This is a genomic window from uncultured Oscillibacter sp. (assembly GCF_910587525.1).
In the GTDB taxonomy this organism is placed as follows: domain Bacteria; phylum Bacillota; class Clostridia; order Oscillospirales; family Oscillospiraceae; genus Oscillibacter.
The window spans coordinates 1-17,778 of sequence record NZ_CAJULS010000037.1 but is presented as its reverse complement, the minus strand read 5'-3'; the positions used below and the strand labels follow the sequence as shown (position 1 = coordinate 17,778).

16 protein-coding genes, 1 pseudogene and 1 riboswitch are annotated in these 17,778 nt (G+C 61.6%); of the genes and pseudogenes, 11 read left to right on the top strand and 6 right to left on the bottom strand.

The window, feature by feature from the left end:
• The coding region (locus QZ326_RS05330) for an LTA synthase family protein (protein WP_295742218.1) at positions 1–1,622 on the top strand (1,622 nt) is incomplete at its 5' end.
• Positions 1,619–2,137 carry a hypothetical protein gene (locus tag QZ326_RS05325; protein ID WP_295742215.1) on the top strand — a complete coding sequence of 173 codons (519 nt, stop codon included), beginning with the start codon at positions 1,619–1,621 and terminating at the stop codon, positions 2,135–2,137. The genes QZ326_RS05330 and QZ326_RS05325, both read left to right, overlap by 4 nt.
• 459 nt (positions 2,138–2,596) lie before the next feature.
• Here the strand turns inward: QZ326_RS05325 and QZ326_RS05320 are convergent, their stop codons facing one another.
• The 5 genes from QZ326_RS05320 to QZ326_RS05300 form a co-directional block, all read right to left on the bottom strand.
• Complete coding sequence (locus tag QZ326_RS05320; RefSeq protein WP_295742213.1) at positions 2,597–3,067, bottom strand: hypothetical protein; 471 nt, start codon at positions 3,065–3,067, stop codon at positions 2,597–2,599.
• A gap of 12 nt (positions 3,068–3,079) precedes the next feature.
• On the bottom strand, positions 3,080–4,915 hold the full coding sequence (gene uvrC, locus QZ326_RS05315) for an excinuclease ABC subunit UvrC (RefSeq protein WP_295742210.1): 1,836 nt from the start codon (positions 4,913–4,915) through the stop codon (positions 3,080–3,082).
• Between the two features lie 25 nt (positions 4,916–4,940).
• Positions 4,941–5,279: a DUF2752 domain-containing protein gene (locus tag QZ326_RS05310; protein WP_295742206.1), complete on the bottom strand. Its 339-nt coding sequence runs from the start codon at positions 5,277–5,279 to the stop codon at positions 4,941–4,943.
• On the bottom strand, positions 5,266–5,616 hold the full coding sequence (locus QZ326_RS05305) for a DUF4234 domain-containing protein (protein WP_295742202.1): 351 nt from the start codon (positions 5,614–5,616) through the stop codon (positions 5,266–5,268). Before QZ326_RS05305 ends, QZ326_RS05310 begins: the two co-directional genes overlap by 14 nt.
• Before the next feature lie 113 nt (positions 5,617–5,729).
• On the bottom strand, positions 5,730–5,993 hold the full coding sequence (locus QZ326_RS05300; RefSeq protein ID WP_293284030.1) for an HPr family phosphocarrier protein: 264 nt from the start codon (positions 5,991–5,993) through the stop codon (positions 5,730–5,732).
• A 407-nt stretch (positions 5,994–6,400) separates the two neighbouring features.
• Between QZ326_RS05300 and QZ326_RS05295 the strand changes: the two genes are divergently transcribed.
• The 8 genes from QZ326_RS05295 (at position 6,401) to pfkB (ending at position 15,751) form a co-directional block, all read left to right on the top strand.
• The gene (locus QZ326_RS05295; RefSeq protein WP_295742198.1) at positions 6,401–6,757 is read left to right on the top strand and encodes a hypothetical protein; all 357 of its coding nucleotides are present in this window, start codon (positions 6,401–6,403) and stop codon (positions 6,755–6,757) included.
• Positions 6,758–6,922: 165 nt separating this feature from the next.
• Positions 6,923–7,615 carry a tRNA (N6-threonylcarbamoyladenosine(37)-N6)-methyltransferase TrmO gene (gene tsaA / locus QZ326_RS05290; RefSeq protein WP_295742196.1) on the top strand — a complete coding sequence of 231 codons (693 nt, stop codon included), beginning with the start codon at positions 6,923–6,925 and terminating at the stop codon, positions 7,613–7,615.
• 147 nt (positions 7,616–7,762) lie between these two features.
• Entirely contained in the window at positions 7,763–9,076 is a 1,314-nt protein-coding gene (locus tag QZ326_RS05285; RefSeq protein ID WP_295742193.1) for a cation:proton antiporter, read from the top strand.
• A 199-nt stretch (positions 9,077–9,275) separates the two neighbouring features.
• Positions 9,276–10,652, top strand: a complete 1,377-nt coding sequence (locus QZ326_RS05280) for an MATE family efflux transporter (RefSeq protein ID WP_295742191.1) — start codon at positions 9,276–9,278, stop codon at positions 10,650–10,652.
• A 245-nt stretch (positions 10,653–10,897) separates the two neighbouring features.
• On the top strand, positions 10,898–12,820 hold the full coding sequence (locus tag QZ326_RS05275) for a fructose-specific PTS transporter subunit EIIC (RefSeq protein WP_295742189.1): 1,923 nt from the start codon (positions 10,898–10,900) through the stop codon (positions 12,818–12,820).
• 45 nt (positions 12,821–12,865) lie between these two features.
• The gene (locus tag QZ326_RS05270) at positions 12,866–13,846 is read left to right on the top strand and encodes a Gfo/Idh/MocA family protein (RefSeq protein ID WP_295742188.1); all 981 of its coding nucleotides are present in this window, start codon (positions 12,866–12,868) and stop codon (positions 13,844–13,846) included.
• Between the two features lie 255 nt (positions 13,847–14,101).
• Positions 14,102–14,845, top strand: coding sequence for a DeoR/GlpR family DNA-binding transcription regulator (locus tag QZ326_RS05265; RefSeq protein WP_295742185.1), 744 nt, complete (start codon positions 14,102–14,104; stop codon positions 14,843–14,845).
• Positions 14,846–14,848: 3 nt separating this feature from the next.
• On the top strand, positions 14,849–15,751 hold the full coding sequence (pfkB, locus tag QZ326_RS05260; RefSeq protein WP_295742182.1) for a 1-phosphofructokinase: 903 nt from the start codon (positions 14,849–14,851) through the stop codon (positions 15,749–15,751).
• A 68-nt stretch (positions 15,752–15,819) separates the two neighbouring features.
• Here pfkB and mgtE read toward each other — a convergent pair whose 3' ends face one another.
• Positions 15,820–17,205 (bottom strand): magnesium transporter, encoded by a 1,386-nt coding sequence (gene mgtE / locus QZ326_RS05255; protein WP_295742181.1) that lies wholly within the window; start codon positions 17,203–17,205, stop codon positions 15,820–15,822.
• 145 nt (positions 17,206–17,350) lie between these two features.
• A riboswitch (M-box (ykoK) riboswitch) is annotated at positions 17,351–17,513 on the bottom strand.
• Between the two features lie 141 nt (positions 17,514–17,654).
• Between mgtE and QZ326_RS05250 the strand changes: the two are divergent.
• Positions 17,655–17,778: pseudogene (locus QZ326_RS05250) on the top strand (IS4/IS5 family transposase); the annotation flags it as partial.

Here is a 17,778-nt window from a genome sequence, read left to right as displayed (position 1 = left end):
CCATCGCCAACCGGGTGAAGATCGAGGTCCGGGACGAGCCGGTGTTCCCCCGGGATCTGTCGCTGCTGAAGGAGGTCTTCAGCGCTGTGGGGAATTACGAGATTCACTACCCGGTGAAGGCCATTGCCCTGGTGCTGCTGGTCACGGCGGCGCTGGCAGCGCTGGGCATTTTCGTGGGGCACCAGCCCCTTTCTGCGGAAAAGATCCGGGGCTGGTGGGGGAGCCTGCTGGGCGCTGCCGCCAGCTTCGGTGCGCTGGTTTTGGTAACCGTCACGCTGCTAGGGTCCAACAGCCTGTACGAGTCCATCGGCGCGTCCAATCCCTATCACCTGTCCACGATGTTCAACGAGACCGGATTTCCATACAGCTTCTTCCATCAGTTCACCACCTATCTGGTGGACAAGCCGGAGGGATTCAGCCGGTCCGAGGCCGCCGGATGGGAGACCGGAGACCGGTCCGGTTTAGGGGCGGATGTCCACCTCGTCATGGTGATGAACGAGGGCTTTTCCAACATCACCGATGACCCTGTATTCACCTACGGACCGTCAGAGGACCCGCTGCCCAATCTCCATGCCCTGCGGGAGGACCCCCACGCCCTCTCCGGCCGTGTGGTGGTGCCGGGCTTTGCCGGGGGCACTGCCAACACGGAGTTCGACGTGCTGACAGGAATGCAGACCAACGCCCTCTCCGCCACCGCCACCTCCGCCATGCGGACCGTGAACCGGAATCTGGACAGCGTCCTTCGGGTCTTTGCCGGCGACGGCTATCACACCTCCTTCTTCCACCCCGGCGACGACTGGTTCTACAACCGGGAGAACGTTTACCGCTGGCTTGGAGCGGCGGAGACGGTGTTCGCCGACGAGATGGAGGAGCTGGAATACAAGGGCCGCTGGGTCACCGACGACTATATGGCGGGCTTCATTGAGGAGAAGTTCGAGGAGGCCGTGGCCAATGGCCAATGGCTGTGCAATTACACCACCACCATTCAGAACCACATGGCCTATACCGCCGAGAAATACGGCCCGGACTATGACTTCCCGCCCCTCCGGACCTCCGCCGCCCTTTCGCAAGAGGTGGAGACCATGCTGGCGGTGTATGCCGAAGGGGTCCGGGATGCCGACGCCATGCTGGGCCGCCTGGTGGACTACTTCTCCCGCAGGCCGGAGCCGGTGGTGCTGGCGTTCTGGGGGGACCACCTGCCCTATCTGGGAGACAATCAGATCGGATACCGCCAGCTGGGGCTGGATGTGATCCCCGGCCAGGAGGGGCAGGAGAACCTGACGGCCTATGAGACCCCCTATGTCATCTGGGCCAATGACGCTGCAGCGGAGGCCCTGGACTGGGAGAATGCCGCGGCGGCGCTGGACCTGCGGCCAGACGGCCGGATCTCCGCCTGCTTCCTTGGGGCGGCGCTGCTGGAGCTGACAGGCCGGACCGGAGAGAGCCCCTGGTTTGACTTTTTGAACCAGCTCCGGCGGCAGGTCCCCGTGGTGCAGAAGGACACCTGCCTGCCCATGGAGGGAACTGCGTTTACGTCTCCCGCCGGGGAACTGGCGGCGGACATCGCCCGGTGGCGGCAGTGGAGCTATTACAAGCTGAAATACAAGGAGATCCGCCCATGAAGAGCCGCCGGACCGCCCTTTGCGGAGTCCTCTGCGCTCTGGCGGCGGCGCTTTTGACCCTGGGGGGCGTGGTGCCCGCCGCCACCTTCTGTGCGCCCATGCTGGCCATGGCGGCGCTGCTGCCGGTGCTGGAGGAGTACGGTTCCCGGTACGCCGCTGGGGCGTGGGTTGTTGTGTCCCTCCTGGCGCTGCTGCTGGACCCGGACCCGGAGGCGGCGCTGGTGTACCTGTGCTTCGGGTGGTATCCCCTCCTGCGGCCAAAGCTGGCAAAACTCCCCTCCCGGCTGGCACGTACGGCGGTCAAAATTACCGTATGCACAGCAGTGTGCCTCCTGCTCTACGACGCGATCTGGCGTCTGCTGGGCCTGCCGCAGGAGCCGGATGCCACGGGCATCTTTGGGCTGGTGCTGCTGGTCCTGGCCAACGTCACGTTCATAGTGATGGACCTGGCCCTGGAGCGGCTGACGCTGCTGTGGCGGCAGAGGCTCCGGAGGCGGTTTTTCCGGCGGTTCTGACTATATAAAACAGGCGGCAGGCCAATCTGGCCCGCCGCCTGTCTGCTGTTTTTAAAAAGCTGATTTTATTTGCATCCCCGCTGCCTTTTGCGTTAACCAAAGCTGCTTTTCTAAATTCTTTGATAAAATACCGGAGAGATCGTTTCCTTATTATAAATGAATGCCCGATAAATCGGGATTTGCAGAGGAAGCTATGCTGCTGCCGGCAATAGCGGAAATGTTATTTGTATCAATCCTCAAAAGGAATTGGCAGCAGCGGTTTCCGCTATTTCAAACCGACAGTGTTTGACCGAATTCATTTTCAGAAATTTTTCCGATATGCTGAAACGCGTCCGCTTGTACGCAATACCCTGCATCTTTTGATTGACACTTAAAGCAGCCCCGACATGACACCGCATTGACTCAGTGAAACCACTGGGATCTGGATTCATCAATACAAAAGGCGAAAGAAATATCTTCTCAGCCTGAATTTTTCGTCCTCCGCCGCAGGCGGCGGGAGAGGAGGGAGGCCGCTGCCGCCTGGGCCAGCGGCAGAACGTAGTTGACCCAGGCCGCCGGAGCGAGTCCGCTGTACGCGGAGGTGAACACGGCGTAGGGCATGACGCAGACGGCGGAGAGGAAACCCATGCCGCCTCCGGTGCCGGCCGCGAGGCCCAGGAGGATGGCGGCCACAGCCGCCCACCGGACGGCCCGGGCGGTCCTCACCCACCTGGCTTGGTTCCGCAGCAGAATGGCCGCCAGGGACCAGGAGATCAGGTACAGCCAGCTGAACGCCGCGCCGAAAAAGGAGGGCGTCCTGCGGACAGAGAAGAAAAGCCCCACATTAAAGACGATGGCCGCGGCGAAGAACACAGCCACGGCAATAGACAGCCTGTCCGCCCACTTATCCCAGTCCGCCCTGATTTGCAGTAGCTTCTGCCGTAGTGACATTCCGCAGCCTCCTTATTCTGCCTCCGGAGCGTGAAAGTGATTCCAGACAGCCTCCGCCGTATCCCGGGGCACCACGGCCGCCAGGGACTCCACATCCGCCTCCCGGATGGCCTTGACAGTGCCGAAATGCTTCCGCAGGGCCTGCCGCCGCTTGGGGCCCACGCCGGGGATGTTGTCCAGGGCGGAGCGGGTGGCGCTTTTGCTGTGGCTCTCATGGTGGAAGGTGATGGCGAAACGGTGGGTCTCCTCCTGGATCTGTCCAATGAGGGAGAATACCGTCTGATTGCCCACGATGCCGATCTCCCGGCCCTCCGGGGTCACCAGGGCCCGGGTGCGGTGGCGGTCGTCCTTCACCATGCCGAAAATGGGCGCCGTGACGCCGAAGGTCTCCGCCACGCCCAGGGCCGCCTGGGCGTGGGTCACGCCGCCGTCAATGAGAAATACGTCCGGCAGGGGCAGAAATTTCTCGTCCCCGTCGGCGGCCCGCTGGAGACGGCGGCGCAACACCTCCCGCATGGAGGCGTAGTCGTCCGGGTGCCCCTCCGCCAGTTCCTTGATGTGGAAGCGGCGGTAAGCGCTTTTCAGCGGGCGGGTGCCGCTGTATACCACCATGGAGGCCACAATGTCGCTCTTTCCCGTATTGGAGATGTCGAAGGACTCCATCCGCTCCGGCGGAGTGGGGAGGTCCAGCATCTTTTGCAGCAGCTCCAGGGTGTGAGCCACCCGCTCCTGGGCAGTGGTGGCCCGCTCCGCCTCCTCGGCGGCGTTGCGCTGGGCCATGGCGCGGAGCTCCGCTTTCTCCCCCCGCTGGGGGACGTGGACCCAGACCCGGTGCCCCGCCCGTTTGGTAAGGACCTGGGAGAGGTTTTCGCAGTCCTCCTCCGCCCCCTGGGGCAGGAGAATTTCGTGGGGCAGAATGGCCCGGGGGAGGTAGTATTGGGCCGTCAGAGCGGAGAGTATCTCCGTCTCGTCCTCCTCCATAGGGGCGGTGAAGAGCTCCGCCTCCCGGCCCGCCAAGTTTCCCTCCTCCATGTGCAGCACGGCGTAGCAGCACTTGCCGCTGCCCCGGTAGAGGCCCCAGATGTCCGTGTCGGCGCAGAGACCGGCGATCACCGTCTGCTTCTTGCCCAGGGCCTGGATGGCGCTGATCCGGTCCCGCAGCAGCGCCGCCCGCTCAAACCGCAGGGCCTCCGCCTCCGCCTCCATCTCGGCGGTCATCTCCTTGAGGAGCTGCTTGGCCCGGCCCTCCAGCATCAGCGCCGCCTGATCAATGCGGCGGCGGTACTCCTCCGCCGTCATCTCCGGGCGGCAGAAGCCATCGCACCGGCCCATGTGGAAGTTGAGGCATGGCCGCTCCGCCCCGATATCCCGGGGGAATTTCCGGCTGCAAGTGGGCAGGCGCAGGGCGGAGAGCACCGCATCCAGGGCCTGGCGGGTCTCAAACCGGCCGCCAAAGGGGCCGAAGTACCGGGCCCCGTCGTTTGCCCACTTGTGGGTCATGGTGAAGCGGGGATAGGTCTCCTTGGAGAGCCGCACGAAAGGGTAGCCCTTGTCGTCTTTCAGCAGGATGTTGTAGCGGGGCATATGGCGCTTGATGAGGGAGTTCTCCAGCACCAGAGCCTCAAACTCGCTGGTGACAAAAATGGTGTCGAAGTGGTCCACCTGGGAGACCATCTGCCGCGTCTTGGCGGTGTGGGAGGCGCTGTCTTGAAAGTATTGGCTTACCCGGTTTTTCAGCTTTTTTGCCTTGCCCACGTAGATGACCTTTCCGGTCTTGTCCATCATCAGGTAGACCCCGGGGGACAGAGGCAGGGCGTTGGCTTTTTCCTTCAGTTCGTCACGGGTCACGGTGTTCCTCCTCTTCAAACGCGTGTCAGATGCCCCAAAGGTTTCGCAGAACACCCCAGGCCAGCAGCAGCGCCGCCAGCACCCAGGCCAGGACTCTGGCGGCACCGGGGCGGTGCTTTTCGGCCCACAGCAGTCCGGGAATCCAAGGCGCCGCCGCCACCAGCCCCCAGTTGTACCCGGGAATAAAACGGCCGTGGAGCAGTCCCAGACACAGGTCGGTGACGCCGCAGCCGGGGCAGCGCAGTCCCGTGACCTGCCGGAAGAGACAGGGCAGCCGCAGGCCCAGGGGGATTAGTACATAGCCATAGAGAAGGCCGGCGCAGAGCAAGCCCGCGCCGGCCAGGAGCGTTTTACGCCGCCGCATACTCGTTGATCTCGGACTGCAGCAGGGCGTAGGAGATAATGCTGAATCCGAAGATGGCAAGCAGCAGGTAGAGAATGCCCAGGTGGCCCTGCGCCTGGCCCTGGTTCATCCGCTGGCGGTCCAGGTCGTCGCCGGCGCGGTAGAGCCAGTAGAGGCCATAGATGCCGCAAGTGACGATGGTCAGCAGCAGCACTAGGCCGCCGGAGGGGGCGTTGGGGCGGGCCGTCACCAGGTTTACGTCCTCGGCCATGCAGTACAGCCAGTACAGGCTGTAAAACCCACAGGTGACGATGGACAGTACAATACAAAGACCGATGCTCTTTCTCTGAACGGACATGGAACTCTCTCCTCTGTTTTAAAGTATCTTCGTGCAGTATAGCACAGATCATCTCCGGACGCAACAAAAAAGACGGCTTCCGCAGAAGCCGCCTTATCAAGCGCGTTGCACGGTTACTCGCCGAAATTGTCGTTGACCAGCTCCACCAGGGCCCCCACGGCCTCTTTCTCGTCGGCGCCGTCGGCGATCAGGGTGACGGTAGTGCCCTTTACGATGCCCAGGGACAAAACGCCCAAAAGGCTTTTGGCGTTGACGCGGCGGTCCTCTTTCTCCACCCAGATGCCGCTCTTGAATTCATTGGCCTTCTGAATAAAGAAGGTGGCGGGGCGGGCATGCAGGCCCACTTCGTTATTAACAGTGATTTCCTGTGTATACATATTACAGCTCTCCTTTTCTACAGCAAGTTCAAGTCAGACTGCGTCAAGTTAATTTCTGTTACCATCATAACCGCTTTTTCCCATCTCGTCAACGGTATTTTTCACAAACATTTGTGAAAATCTTCTTTTAGAAAAAATCCTTTTTAGCATTTTACACCATTTTTGCCCTGTTCTATACCGCCAAAAGGCCTTTTTTTATGGAAAGCGCCGTTTTTTCAGCGGAAATGCTCTCTGCGGCAATTCCGTCCGCTGGCAAAAATCTCTTTGCATTTCAAAAACTGCCGGGATTTTTTTGTGCGCCTTCGGGGACAATACCGTTGGCTGACAGGGCCGGGTCATCCGCTCCTGCGGCCTTGGCGGGTCCTTTGGGTATCGCGCACACTACCCGCGCAAAGGAGGACCCTGAGTTGAAAAGAAGTCTTGCGCTTTTGCTGACCTCCCTGCTGCTGGTGTTTTCCCTGGCGGCCTGCGGCAAGGACCAGCAGCCCGGCGGCGTTGGCGACAGCGCCACCAACGGTTCTGTGACCGGTGATGCCGGCAATGGCGGCCTGACCGATGACTCCGTCACCGGCGGCGTCAACGACGGCAATGGCGGCAGCATGATGGACGGCGCCATGGATACCATGGACGATGTGGGCGACGCGGCCCGCAGCGCCGTCCGGGACGCCGGAGAAGCCTTGACCGGCGGCACCACCGGCTATACCAAGAATCAGATGAACGGCTACACCTACGACCAGATGGTTCGAAACGGCCGCGTTTTTTAATGCCGGCACGTGAACCCTCCGGCGTGGAGGGCCGGCGCCCCAAAGCAGGAAATGCTTTGGGGCGTTGTTTTTTCTTCCCTTTTTCTGCGGGCTCTTGTATAATGTCTTCGAAGAGCCCGGGCCGGCCCTTTGCCGGGCGGCCCTGCAGAAAGGACGGTGTGTGCCATGAGCCAGGAGTTTTCCCTGCGGGTGATTGCCCATGTCCGCAGTGACTTTCCCTCCAAATTCGGTGTGCCCAGGCAGAGCGGCCTGGTGGACGACCTGGAGTCCACCCTGGTCTTTGAGCCGGAGTTTCGCAATGAGGATGCCCTGCGGGGGCTGGAGGGGTTTTCCCACCTGTGGCTGGTGTGGGTGTTTCATCAGGCGAGGCGGCGGGAATGGTCCCCCACGGTGCGCCCGCCCAGGCTGGGGGGAAACGTCCGGATGGGCGTTTTCGCCACCCGCTCTCCCTTCCGGCCCAACCCCATTGCCCTCTCCGCCGTCCGGCTGGCGGGGGTGGAGCGCACCCGGGAGTGGGGGACGGTGCTCCGCCTCCGGGGGGCGGATCTGATGGACGGCACCCCGGTGCTGGACATCAAGCCCTATCTCCCCTACGCCGACTGTATTCCCGACGCTTTGGGGGGCTTTGCGGCCGTCCCCGCCGGGGAGGCGCTGGAGGTGGCAATTCCCCCGGACCTGCTGGAGCGCGTTCCCCCGGACCGCCGGAAGAGCCTGCGGGGCGTGCTGGCTCAGGACCCCCGCCCCCATTATCAGGAGGACCCGGACCGGGTCTACGGCTTCGGTTTCGGGGGTCTGGAGGTGCGCTTTTCCGTGGCAGGCGGGGTGCTGACGGTTCGGGAAATTCTGGAAGGGACATGACACGCCGGAAATCCCACAAAGAGCGGAGGCACTTTTCGTGCAAATCGTCACTTGAAAATCCGGCGGAAAACGCTATGATATGGTTACAATCGAGAGTTTAAACGTTTGCGCGAGGCGTTGGGTCCCGCGGAGCAAAGGAGCATCCTTATGTCTTATCACTATCTGCTGGACTTGGCTTTGATTTTGCTGAGTACCAAATTCCTGGGAATTATCACCGGCAAATTCCAGATGCCCCGGGTGGTGGGGTCTTTGCTGGCGGGTCTGGTGCTGGGCCCCGCTGTGCTGAACGTGCTGTCGGAGACGGCCTTCCTCTCCCAGCTCAGTGAGATGGGAGTCATTGTCATTCTGTTCACCGCCGGCATGGGTACGGACCTGCGGGAGCTGCGCAGCGCCGGGAAGCCCGGCTTTTTTGTGGCGTTGTGCGGCGTGCTGGTGCCCATGGCCATGGGCACGGGCTTCGGCTTTCTGGCGGGCCGGTGCGGCTGGCTGCCGGGGAACACCATGCTGGAAAACGTGTTTCTGGGTACTGTCCTCACCGCCACCTCCGTCAGCATCACCGTGGAGACCCTGCGGGAGCTGGGCCGGCTGGACACCAAAGTGGGCAGCACCATTCTGGCCGCCGCCCTGATTGACGACGTACTGGGCCTGATCGCCCTGACGGTGGTGGCAAGCCTTGCGGGGGAGGGGGGCAGCCTGACGCTGGTGCTGGTGAAGATCGTACTGTTCTTCGTCTTCGCCATCGTGGTCTCCTTCCTGGCTATTCGGGCCTTCCGCTGGATGATCTCCCACGCCAGGGGGAAAAATCTGCGCCGTTATCCGGTGTTTGCCTTCGTGATCTGCCTGCTGCTGGCCTACTGCGCCGAGGAGTTCTTCGGCGTGGCGGACATCATTGGCGCCTTTGTTGCGGGCATCATCGTGGCCTCCACTCCCAAGGCAAAGTACATTCAGTCCAAATTTGAGCCCCTGAGCTATCTGCTGCTGACGCCGGTGTTCTTTGCCGGCATCGGCATCAAGGTGGAGCTGCCATCCCTGGACGGGCAGCTGATTCTCTTCTCCGTGCTGCTGTTGGCAACGGCGATTTTGTCCAAGGTCATCGGCTGCGGCCTGGGGGCCCGGCTGTGCGGCTTCCGGGGGATGGAGTGCGCCCAGGTGGGCGCGGGCATGGCCTGCCGCGGCGAGGTGGCCCTGATTGTGGCCAACCGGGGGCTGAGCATGGGGGTCATGAGCCAGGCCATGATGACGCCTATCATCATCACCGTGGTGGGCTGCGCGGTGCTGACGCCCATTTTGCTGAAGCTGGTCTTCCGGGGACAGCCGGAGTCCGTCCCCCACGAGAGCAGCCTCACAGACAACTACCGGGCCATCGAGCAATTGGATCTGGTGTCCGCCCAGCTGCTGAACCGTGAGAAGGTACGGCGGCCGGATGGAGAGAAACGCTCCGCCACGCAAAAAGGAGATTGATTTTTCCAGGGAGCTTGTGTACCATAGAACAGCGCTGAAACTGCGCGCCGGGGAGGCCGGGAAAGCTCCCCCCGGCGCGTTTGCCCTGTACGCACACGGCAGCCGCCGCGGCCTCCGGGGGTGTTTTGTGCCGCCGGCCTGGAAAGAACCGCAGTGATTTTTTCCAGGCGTATTGTCTATACGGAAGGAGAGCGCTTTGATGAGGCAGAGAGATTTGACGGTAGGGGCCGTCTTTCCCACCATGTGCTTTTTCGCGCTGCCGATGATTTTGGGGAACCTCCTACAGCAGTGCTATAATATTGTGGATACCTGGGTGGTGGGCCACTATGTCAGCTCCGCCGCCTTGGGGGCGGTGGGCTCCGCCTTTGCCCTGATGACCTTTTTGACCTCGGTGCTGCTGGGACTGTGCATGGGCAGCGGAGTGGTGTTCTCCCTGTGCTTCGGTACCCGGGACGAGGCGCGGCTGGAGGAGGGCCTCCGGGCTTCCGCCCTGCTGACGGCGGCGGTGGCGGCTCTGCTCACTGCCGTCTCCCTTCTGGGAGTGGATGCCATTGTGGTCTGGATGAATATCCCGTGGGAGATTACGGAGATGACCCGGGATTATCTGGTCTTGGTGTTCTGTGGGATTCCGGCCATCGCCCTGTACAACTTTTTCGCCGCCTATTTGAAGGCGCTGGGCAACTCCGTGGTGCCTCTGGTATTCCTGGGCGTCTCTACGGCGCTGAATATCGCTCTGGATCTGCTGCTGGTGGCGGTCTATCCCTTCGGCACCGCCGGAGCCGCCGCGGCCACCATTATTGCCCAGTACGTCTCCGGTCTGGGACTCGGTCTCTATGCCTTTTTGCGGGACAGGCGTCTGCGGCAGGCGTTTCGCCGCTTCCGTGTCAGGCGCGCCAGCCTGGGGGAGATCGCCAACTACTCCCTTTTGACCTGTATGCAGCAGTCCGTCATGAATCTGGGCATTCTGATGGTCCAGGGGCTGGTGAACAGCTTCGGCACCGGGGTCATGGCGGCCTTCGCCGCCGGTGTGAAGATCGATGCCTTCGCCTACATGCCGGTGCAGGAGTATGGGAACGCTTTCTCCACCTTTATCGCCCAGAACATGGGCGCGAAGCAGGCTGACCGTATCAAGCGGGGCGTCCGCTGCGGCGTGGGGACGGTGGTCTGTTACTGCGCTGTGGTGTCGCTGATCCTGTTCCTCCTGGCAGAGCCCTTGGTTTTGATCTTCATTGATCCGGGTGAAACCGCCGTGGTAGCCGAGGGGGTCCGCTATCTCCACACCGTGGGGCCCTTCTACTGCGGCATCGGGTGCCTGTTCCTCCTCTACGGGCTGTACAGGGCCCTGGGACGGCCCGCCGTCTCCGTGGTGCTGACGGTGATCTCCCTGGGCACCCGGGTGGCCCTGTCCTACACCCTGGCCCCTCTGCCGGAGGTCGGAGCGGCTGGGATCTGGTGGTCCATTCCCATCGGCTGGGCTCTGGCGGATTTGACGGGATTTTTGCTCTATCTCAAAAACAAGGAGAGACTCATGCCGTCCGTGGGGCAGGGGGTTGCGGAGGACGCCGGACCGCATTGAACAGGGGGCTGCGGATGCAGAGATATGGATGTCCGACGAGGAGGGACGCTGCGGCGCCCCTCCTTTTTTGCTTTTGGGCGTCTGGACCAGGCGGTATTTGTGGAAATTGCCAAAACACAGGCCCGATTTTTGTGAGCGGGTTCGATTGAATAAGATTGACTTTGATTATCCGATGTGATAACATCCAGACCAGGAAAAAATTAATCAAACTTAATCATACCAAATCAGGAAAGGAAGTCACGACCATGCGTATTACCGATCTGTTGAACGCCGAAGGCATCCAGCTCCACGCCGCACCTGCCGGCAAGGACAAGGCCATCGACCTGCTGGTCAGCCTCCAGGACCGGGCGGGCCGCCTCACCGACAGGGAACTCTACAAAGCCGACATCCTGGCCCGAGAATCCCTGAGCTCCACCGCCATCGGAAACGGCATCGCGGTACCCCACGCCAAGAGTGCCGCCGTGAAGGAGGCGGGGCTGGCGGCCATCACCGTCCCCGACGGGGTGGACTACGAAGCTCCCGACGGACTGCCCTCCAAGCTCTTTTTTATGATCGCGGCTCCCCAGGCCGGCGGCGACGTACACCTGGAGATGCTCTCCCGGCTGATGGTTATGCTGATGGACGGGGCGTTCTGCCAGAAACTGCTGGAGGCGGAGGACACGGAGACATTCCTGCGCCTGATCGATACCCAGGAGCGGCTCAAGTACCCCGACGAGCCGTCCGCCGCTCCCGCGGAGAACGCCGGAGGGCTCCGGGTGCTGGCCATCACCGCCTGCCCCACGGGCATCGCCCACACCTACATGGCCGCAGAGGCTTTGGAGAAGAAGGGCCGGGAGATGAACATCGGCGTGAAGGCGGAGACCCAGGGCTCCGGCGGCGCCAAGAACGTCCTGACAAAAGAGGAGATCGCCGGGTGTGACGGCATCATCATCGCCGCCGACAAGAACGTGGATCTGGCCCGGTTTGACGGCAAGCCCGTGCTGCGGGTTCCGGTGTCCGACGGTATCAACAAACCGGAGGAGCTGATTCGCAAAATCATTGACGGCCAGGCTCCCATCTACCATCACGACGGCGCCGCCGCGGAGGAGGACGCCGGAACCGAGAGCCTGGGCCGCCAGCTCTATAAGCACCTGATGAACGGCGTGTCCCACATGCTGCCCTTCGTCATCGGCGGCGGCATCATCATGGCGCTGTCCTTCCTGCTGGACGGCGGCGCAGCGGGTACTGCCGCCTTCGGCTCCTCCTGGGCCCTGCCCGCCTTTTTCAACAAGGCCGGAAACATCGCCTTCAGCTTCATGGTCCCCATTCTCTCCGCCTTTATCGCCCAGTCCATTGCCGACCGGCCGGGATTGATGGTGGGTTTTGTGGGCGGCTCTCTGGCCGCCAGCGGCGCCACCTTCGCCTATTTCGCGGACCCCACCGTGCCCATCATCCCCGCCGGGTTCCTGGGGGGGCTGTTGGCCGGCTTTGTGGGGGGCTGGTTCATGAAGGTTCTGCGCAGGCTCTGCGACAGGATGCCCAATTCTCTGGAGGGCCTGAAGCCCATTCTGATCTACCCTGTGGTGGGCCTTGTGGCCGTCAGCGCATTCATGTGCGCCGTCAACCCCTTCATGGGAATGCTCAACAACGCCCTGATCAACGGGCTGAACTCCATGGGCGGCTCCTCCGCACTGCTGCTGGGCGCCCTGGTAGCCGGCATGATGGCCATTGACATGGGCGGTCCCTTCAACAAGGCGGCCTACGTCTTCGGTACCGCTTCCATCGCTATGGCCGAGGGCGGCTTTTCCCCCGTTATGGCGTCGGTCATGGCCGGCGGTATGGTCCCGCCTATCGCCATCGCCCTGTCCACCATCTTCTTCAAAAACCGCTATACCGCTGACGAGCGCAAGTCCAGCCCGGTGAATTTTATCATGGGTCTTTCCTTTATCACAGAGGGCGCCATTCCCTTCGCAGCCTCCGATCCCCTCCATGTGCTGCCCGCCTGCATCGTGGGCTCCGCGGCGGCGGGCGCGCTGTCCATGGCCTTCGGCTGTGCCTCTCCCGCGCCGCACGGCGGACTGTTTGTATTCCCCGTAATGCACAACCCCTTGGGCTACGCCGCCGCCGTCATCATCGGTTCCGTGGTGGGCATGTTCCTTCTGGGATTGCTGAAAAAGAAAAAAGTGTGATATAATCGTCCCATTACCACTAATGGGAAAGGCGGGATTTTTGATATGAGCGAAAACAGGAAGCTGCGCTGGGCGGTTCTGGGCACAGGGGTCATCGCCAACGAGATGGCCGCAGCTCTCCAAATCGTGGGCCGTACCCTGGATGCCGTGGGCGGCCGCACCCGAGAAAAGGCGGAGGCCTTTGCGGAGAAATACGGTGTCCCCAAGGTCTGCGGCGATTACCATGAGATGTTCTCCGACCCGGAAATTGACGCTATCTACATCGCCACGCCCCACAACACCCATATCGCGTTTTTGGAAGAGGCCCTCTCCCACGGCAAGCACGTCCTGTGCGAGAAGTCCATCACCCTCAACAGCGCTGAGCTGGAGCGGGCGCGGAGGCTGGCTGAGGAAAACCATGTGGTTCTGGCGGAGGCCATGACCATCTACCACATGCCCCTGTACCGGGAGCTCACCCGGCGGGTGCGGGGCGGGGAGCTGGGACGGGTAAATCTTATCCAACTGAACTTCGGCAGCTTCAAGCCCTATGACATGTCCAACCGCTTTTTCAGCCGCTCCCTGGCAGGAGGCGCCATGCTGGATATCGGCGTGTACGCCCTGTCCCTGGCACGGCTGTTCCTGGACTCCAACCCGGACCAGGTGAAATCCTTCGTCTGCAAGGCCTCCACCGGGGTGGATGAGAGCGCCGCCGTCGCCATGGCCAACCGGGAGGGGCAGCTGGTCACCGCATCCCTCTCCCTCCGCTCCAGGCAGCCCAAGCGGGCGGTGATCTCCTGCGAGAGAGGGTATATTGAGATTCTGGAGTACCCCCGGGCAGACAGGGCGGTCATTGTGGACGCCGAAACCGGCGCGTCGGAGACCGTCTCCGCCGGACGCACCGCCGATGCCCTGCGATACGAGCTGGAGGACATGGAGGCGGCCGTCCTGGGCGGCGGGGACATGATGCTCCCCTATACCGCCGATGTGATGGCGCTGATGACCGCTCTGCGCCGGGAGTGGGGCGTGGTCTACCCGGAGGAAGAGTGAGCGGCGAGCGTCCTCCGCGCGGATTTTATGCAAGGGCCGGGCACCGTCCCGGCCCGTCCGCCAGAAATCCGGTGTTTTCGGGAAAACGGGCGGGGACAGAGTCCTGCCCCTGCAAAGCCACAGCCCTAAAACCAAAATCACGGACGATAAAATGGGGGTGTTGGACACTTCTGAATGAGCGTCCCTGCTTGACTCTGCTCAGGTTTGATGATACCATAACTAACAAACATGAAATGCCGAAGGGGGCACGTCAATATGTTGGCAGAGCAGAGGATGGAAGCGATTCTGGCGGAGCTGGACAAGGAGCAGGCGGTCAGCGTGGCCCAGCTGTGCCAAGCCACCGGTGCGTCCGGGGCTACCATCCGGCGGGACCTGAACGAGCTGGCCCGCCGGGGTAAGCTGAACAAGGTCTACGGCGGGGCCATGTCCATCCGGGAGGAGTTTCGGGGCGAGGAGCCGGACATGGAGGTCAAGCGGGAGCTCCACACCCAGGAGAAGCTCCGCATCGCCCGGTATGCCGCCAGCCTGATTCAGGACGGCGACGTGGTGTTTCTGGATGCCGGGTCCACGGTGATGCACATGGTGGACCACATCCAGGCCGTCCGGGCCACCTTCGTCACCAACAGCGTGGAGTGCATCCAGCGCCTGCCCTTGCGGGGTCTCAGGACCTATGTGCTGGGCGGGGTGCTCAAGCCGGGCACTCTGGCCGTCATCGGCGGCGAGGCCATGGAGGCCCTGCGAAATTACAACTTTACCAAAGCCTTTCTGGGAATCAACGGCATTGCCCTCAGCCAGGGCTTCACCACCCCTGATCCGGAGGAGGCCATGGTCAAAGGCTTGGCCGCTGCCCGCGCCCGGGAGACCTGGGTGCTGGCGGACTCCAGCAAGTTCGGCACGATCACGGCCGCGGCCGTCCTGCCGCTGGAGAGGGCCCGCATTATCACCGACCGTCTGGACGACCGCCGGTATCTGGAATACACGGAAATCAAGGAGGTTTAACTGATGGTTTACACCGTCACTTTTAATCCGGCCCTGGACTATATCGTGCGCGTGCGCGACTTTCGGACCGGGGAGACCAACCGCACCGACAGCGACGAACTCCAATGGGGCGGTAAGGGGATCAATGTGTCCACCGTCCTGCGGAATTTGGGCATCGAAAATGTGGCCCTGGGCTTTCTGGCGGGGTTCACGGGCCGGGCCCTGGATCAGGGCTTGCGGGACACGGGCATCCGCACCGACTTCATCTGGCTGGAGGAGGGGCTGACCCGGGTCAATGTGAAGATTAAGGCGGGGCAGGAGACGGAGATCAACGGCGCCGGCCCTGTCATTCCCGCCGCCGCGCTGGAGGAGCTGTTTGCCAAATTAGACTGTCTCCGGTCCGGTGATGTGCTGGTATTGGCCGGGTCCATTCCCGTCTCGCTTCCGGACGATATTTACCAGCGCATCCTGGCCCGGCTGGCGGACCGGGAGATCCTCACCGCGGTGGACGCCACCCGGGACCTTCTGCGGGCGGTGCTGCCCTACCGTCCTTTCCTCATCAAGCCCAATCGCAGTGAACTGGGGGAGCTCTTCGGCAGAACCCCCGCTGATGACCAAGAGATTGAGGACTGCGCCCGCCGCCTCCAGGAGGAGGGGGCCCGGAACGTGCTGGTGTCCATGGCGGGAGACGGTTCTCTGCTGCTGGACGAAACCGGCGGGGTCCACCGGCTGGGCGTTCCCAAGGGCGCGGTGCGCAACTCCGTGGGCGCGGGAGACTCCATGGTGGCCGGTTTCCTGGCCGGCTGGCTGGAGCACGGGGACTACGCCCTGGCCCATCGCCTGGGGACGGCTGCCGGCGCAGCCACAGCCTTCTCTGAAGGATTGGCCGCAAGGGACCAGGTTCTGGCGCTGATGGAGACATTTTAAAAGCGGTTTGAAAGAGGAAGAGGCACGGCAAAAGCCGTGCCTCTTTGAAACGATTGAAACTGTCCGCCTCACAAACCCAGGACCGCCGAGGCGATCTGGAAATAGATCAGCAGGGAGATGGCATCCACGATGGTGGTGATAAAGGGCGAGGCCATCACCGCTGGATCAAAGCCGATCTTTTTGGCCAGCAGGGGCAGGGAGCACCCTACCAGCTTGGCGCACAGCACCGTGCACACCATGGTGCAGCAGATTACTGCCGCCACGGGGGCGGTTACCATCGCGTTGTGAAACAGCATCCGGTCAATGAGCATCAGCTTGACAAAGTTGGCCGCTGCCAGGGTGCAGCCGCACACCGCCGCCACCCGGATTTCCTTCCAAATGACGCGGAAGATGTCGGAGAATTCGATCTCCCCCAGGGAGAGCCCCCGGATTACCGTGACACTGGCCTGGGAGCCGCAGTTGCCGCCGGTGTCCATCAGCATGGGGATATAGGCCGTCAGAATAGTGGCCGCCGCCAGGGCGCTTTCAAAGCTGGAGATGATCTGCCCGGTGAAAGTGGCGGAGATCATCAGCAGCAGCAGCCAGGGGATGCGGGCCTTGTAGGTCTCAAAGGTACGGGTTTTCAGATAGGGCTTATCGGACGGGAGGATAGCAGCCATCTTCTCCATGTCCTCGGTGACCTCCTCCTGGAGGACGTCCATGGCGTCGTCCACGGTGACGATGCCCACCAGCCGGTTCTCCGTGTCCACCACCGGCAGGGCCAAAAAGTTGTACTTGCTCAAGGTTCTGGCGGTGGTCTCCTGGTCGTCCAGGGTTTGGACGGCAATAAAGTTCCGCTCCATGATGTCGCCGATGACATCGTCCTCCTCCGCCAGCAGCAGGGTGCGGATGGTCAGCAGGCCGATGAGGCACCGCTCGTCGTCAATGACATAAGAGACGTTGATGGTCTCTTTATCCGGGCCGGTGCGGCGGATGCGCTTCAAGGCGTCTTCCACCGTCATGGTTTCCTTCAGGTCCACGAACTCTGTGGTCATGATGCTGCCGGTGGAGTCCTCCGGGTATTTCAAAATCTCGTTGATGCTTTTGCGGGTCTCCGGGTCGGCGTGCTGCAAAATGCGCTTGACCACTCCCGCCGGCATCTCCTCCACAATGTCCACGGCGTCGTCCAGGTACAGCTCGTCCAGCACCTCTTTCAGCTCGGAGTTGGAAAAGCCCCGGATCAGGATCTCCTGTTCGTCGCTGTCCAGCTCCACGAACACCTCCGCCGCCAGCTCTTTGGGCAGCAGGCGAAAAATCAGATGAGGGGCTTTTTCATCCAGCTCGTCGAAAAGCCACGCGATGTCTGCCGCCTCCATAGGCAGCAGAAGGTCCCGCAGCTCCGCGTATCGCTTTCGGGACACCAGTTCTTCCACTTGTTCTGTCAGCTCTTCCCGTTTGTTCTCAGATTCAAACATGCCGCGCGACCTCCTTTCCGGATTTGCTGTGAGTAAAATTGAGAAAAACACAGGGTCTTTTATTGCAGAGTAATAAAAAATCCCCAGTCGTGCTGCCCGGTACGACTGAAGAATTTCTTTCTGCCGGGAAAATGCCTCTGTGGGCAGTTTCCCCCAACCGTTCAAGCTTTAGCCTCACAAGGCGATGAAATCGCGTTAGATGATACCTTCGTGTTCGATATCGCCTGTTCAAACCCTCTCATGATGTCTCCATCACTCTGCGGCAGCGACCCGTATCCTTGTGGTAGCCTTACCTACCGGACAGTATACAATTTTCTATGTTCTATAATATGCCTGATTTCTTCACTTGTCAACCCGGGGAACGGAAATCCCTTTTCAGATTATGACTGCTAGGCCCTGTTTGAAAAATAAATATTGTATAAATAAAGAGTTAGTGCAAAAATAGGGACATGAAGCGGTATGAATTAACAAAAGAACAATGGGAGCACATAAAAGAGCTGCTGCCGCCGGAAACGGCGGGGATGCGGGGCCGGCCTCGGAAAGATGACCGAAACATGCTCAATGGGATGCTCT

Bases quoted from the DNA above. Each gene is read 5' to 3' on its own strand.
- QZ326_RS05265 (WP_295742185.1), top strand. From the start codon at position 14,102: ATGTTGGCAGAGCAGAGGATGGAAGCGATTCTGGCGGAGCTGGACAAG.
- QZ326_RS05300 (WP_293284030.1), bottom strand. From the start codon at position 5,993: ATGTATACACAGGAAATCACTGTTAATAACGAAGTGGGCCTGCATGCC.
- QZ326_RS05325 (WP_295742215.1), top strand. From the start codon at position 1,619: ATGAAGAGCCGCCGGACCGCCCTTTGCGGAGTCCTCTGCGCTCTGGCG.
- QZ326_RS05320 (WP_295742213.1), bottom strand. From the start codon at position 3,067: ATGTCACTACGGCAGAAGCTACTGCAAATCAGGGCGGACTGGGATAAG.
- QZ326_RS05310 (WP_295742206.1), bottom strand. From the start codon at position 5,279: ATGCGGCGGCGTAAAACGCTCCTGGCCGGCGCGGGCTTGCTCTGCGCC.
- mgtE (WP_295742181.1), bottom strand. From the start codon at position 17,205: ATGTTTGAATCTGAGAACAAACGGGAAGAGCTGACAGAACAAGTGGAA.
- QZ326_RS05285 (WP_295742193.1), top strand. From the start codon at position 7,763: ATGTCTTATCACTATCTGCTGGACTTGGCTTTGATTTTGCTGAGTACC.
- QZ326_RS05270 (WP_295742188.1), top strand. From the start codon at position 12,866: ATGAGCGAAAACAGGAAGCTGCGCTGGGCGGTTCTGGGCACAGGGGTC.
- tsaA (WP_295742196.1), top strand. From the start codon at position 6,923: ATGAGCCAGGAGTTTTCCCTGCGGGTGATTGCCCATGTCCGCAGTGAC.
- pfkB (WP_295742182.1), top strand. From the start codon at position 14,849: ATGGTTTACACCGTCACTTTTAATCCGGCCCTGGACTATATCGTGCGC.
- QZ326_RS05305 (WP_295742202.1), bottom strand. From the start codon at position 5,616: ATGTCCGTTCAGAGAAAGAGCATCGGTCTTTGTATTGTACTGTCCATC.
- QZ326_RS05275 (WP_295742189.1), top strand. From the start codon at position 10,898: ATGCGTATTACCGATCTGTTGAACGCCGAAGGCATCCAGCTCCACGCC.
- QZ326_RS05280 (WP_295742191.1), top strand. From the start codon at position 9,276: ATGAGGCAGAGAGATTTGACGGTAGGGGCCGTCTTTCCCACCATGTGC.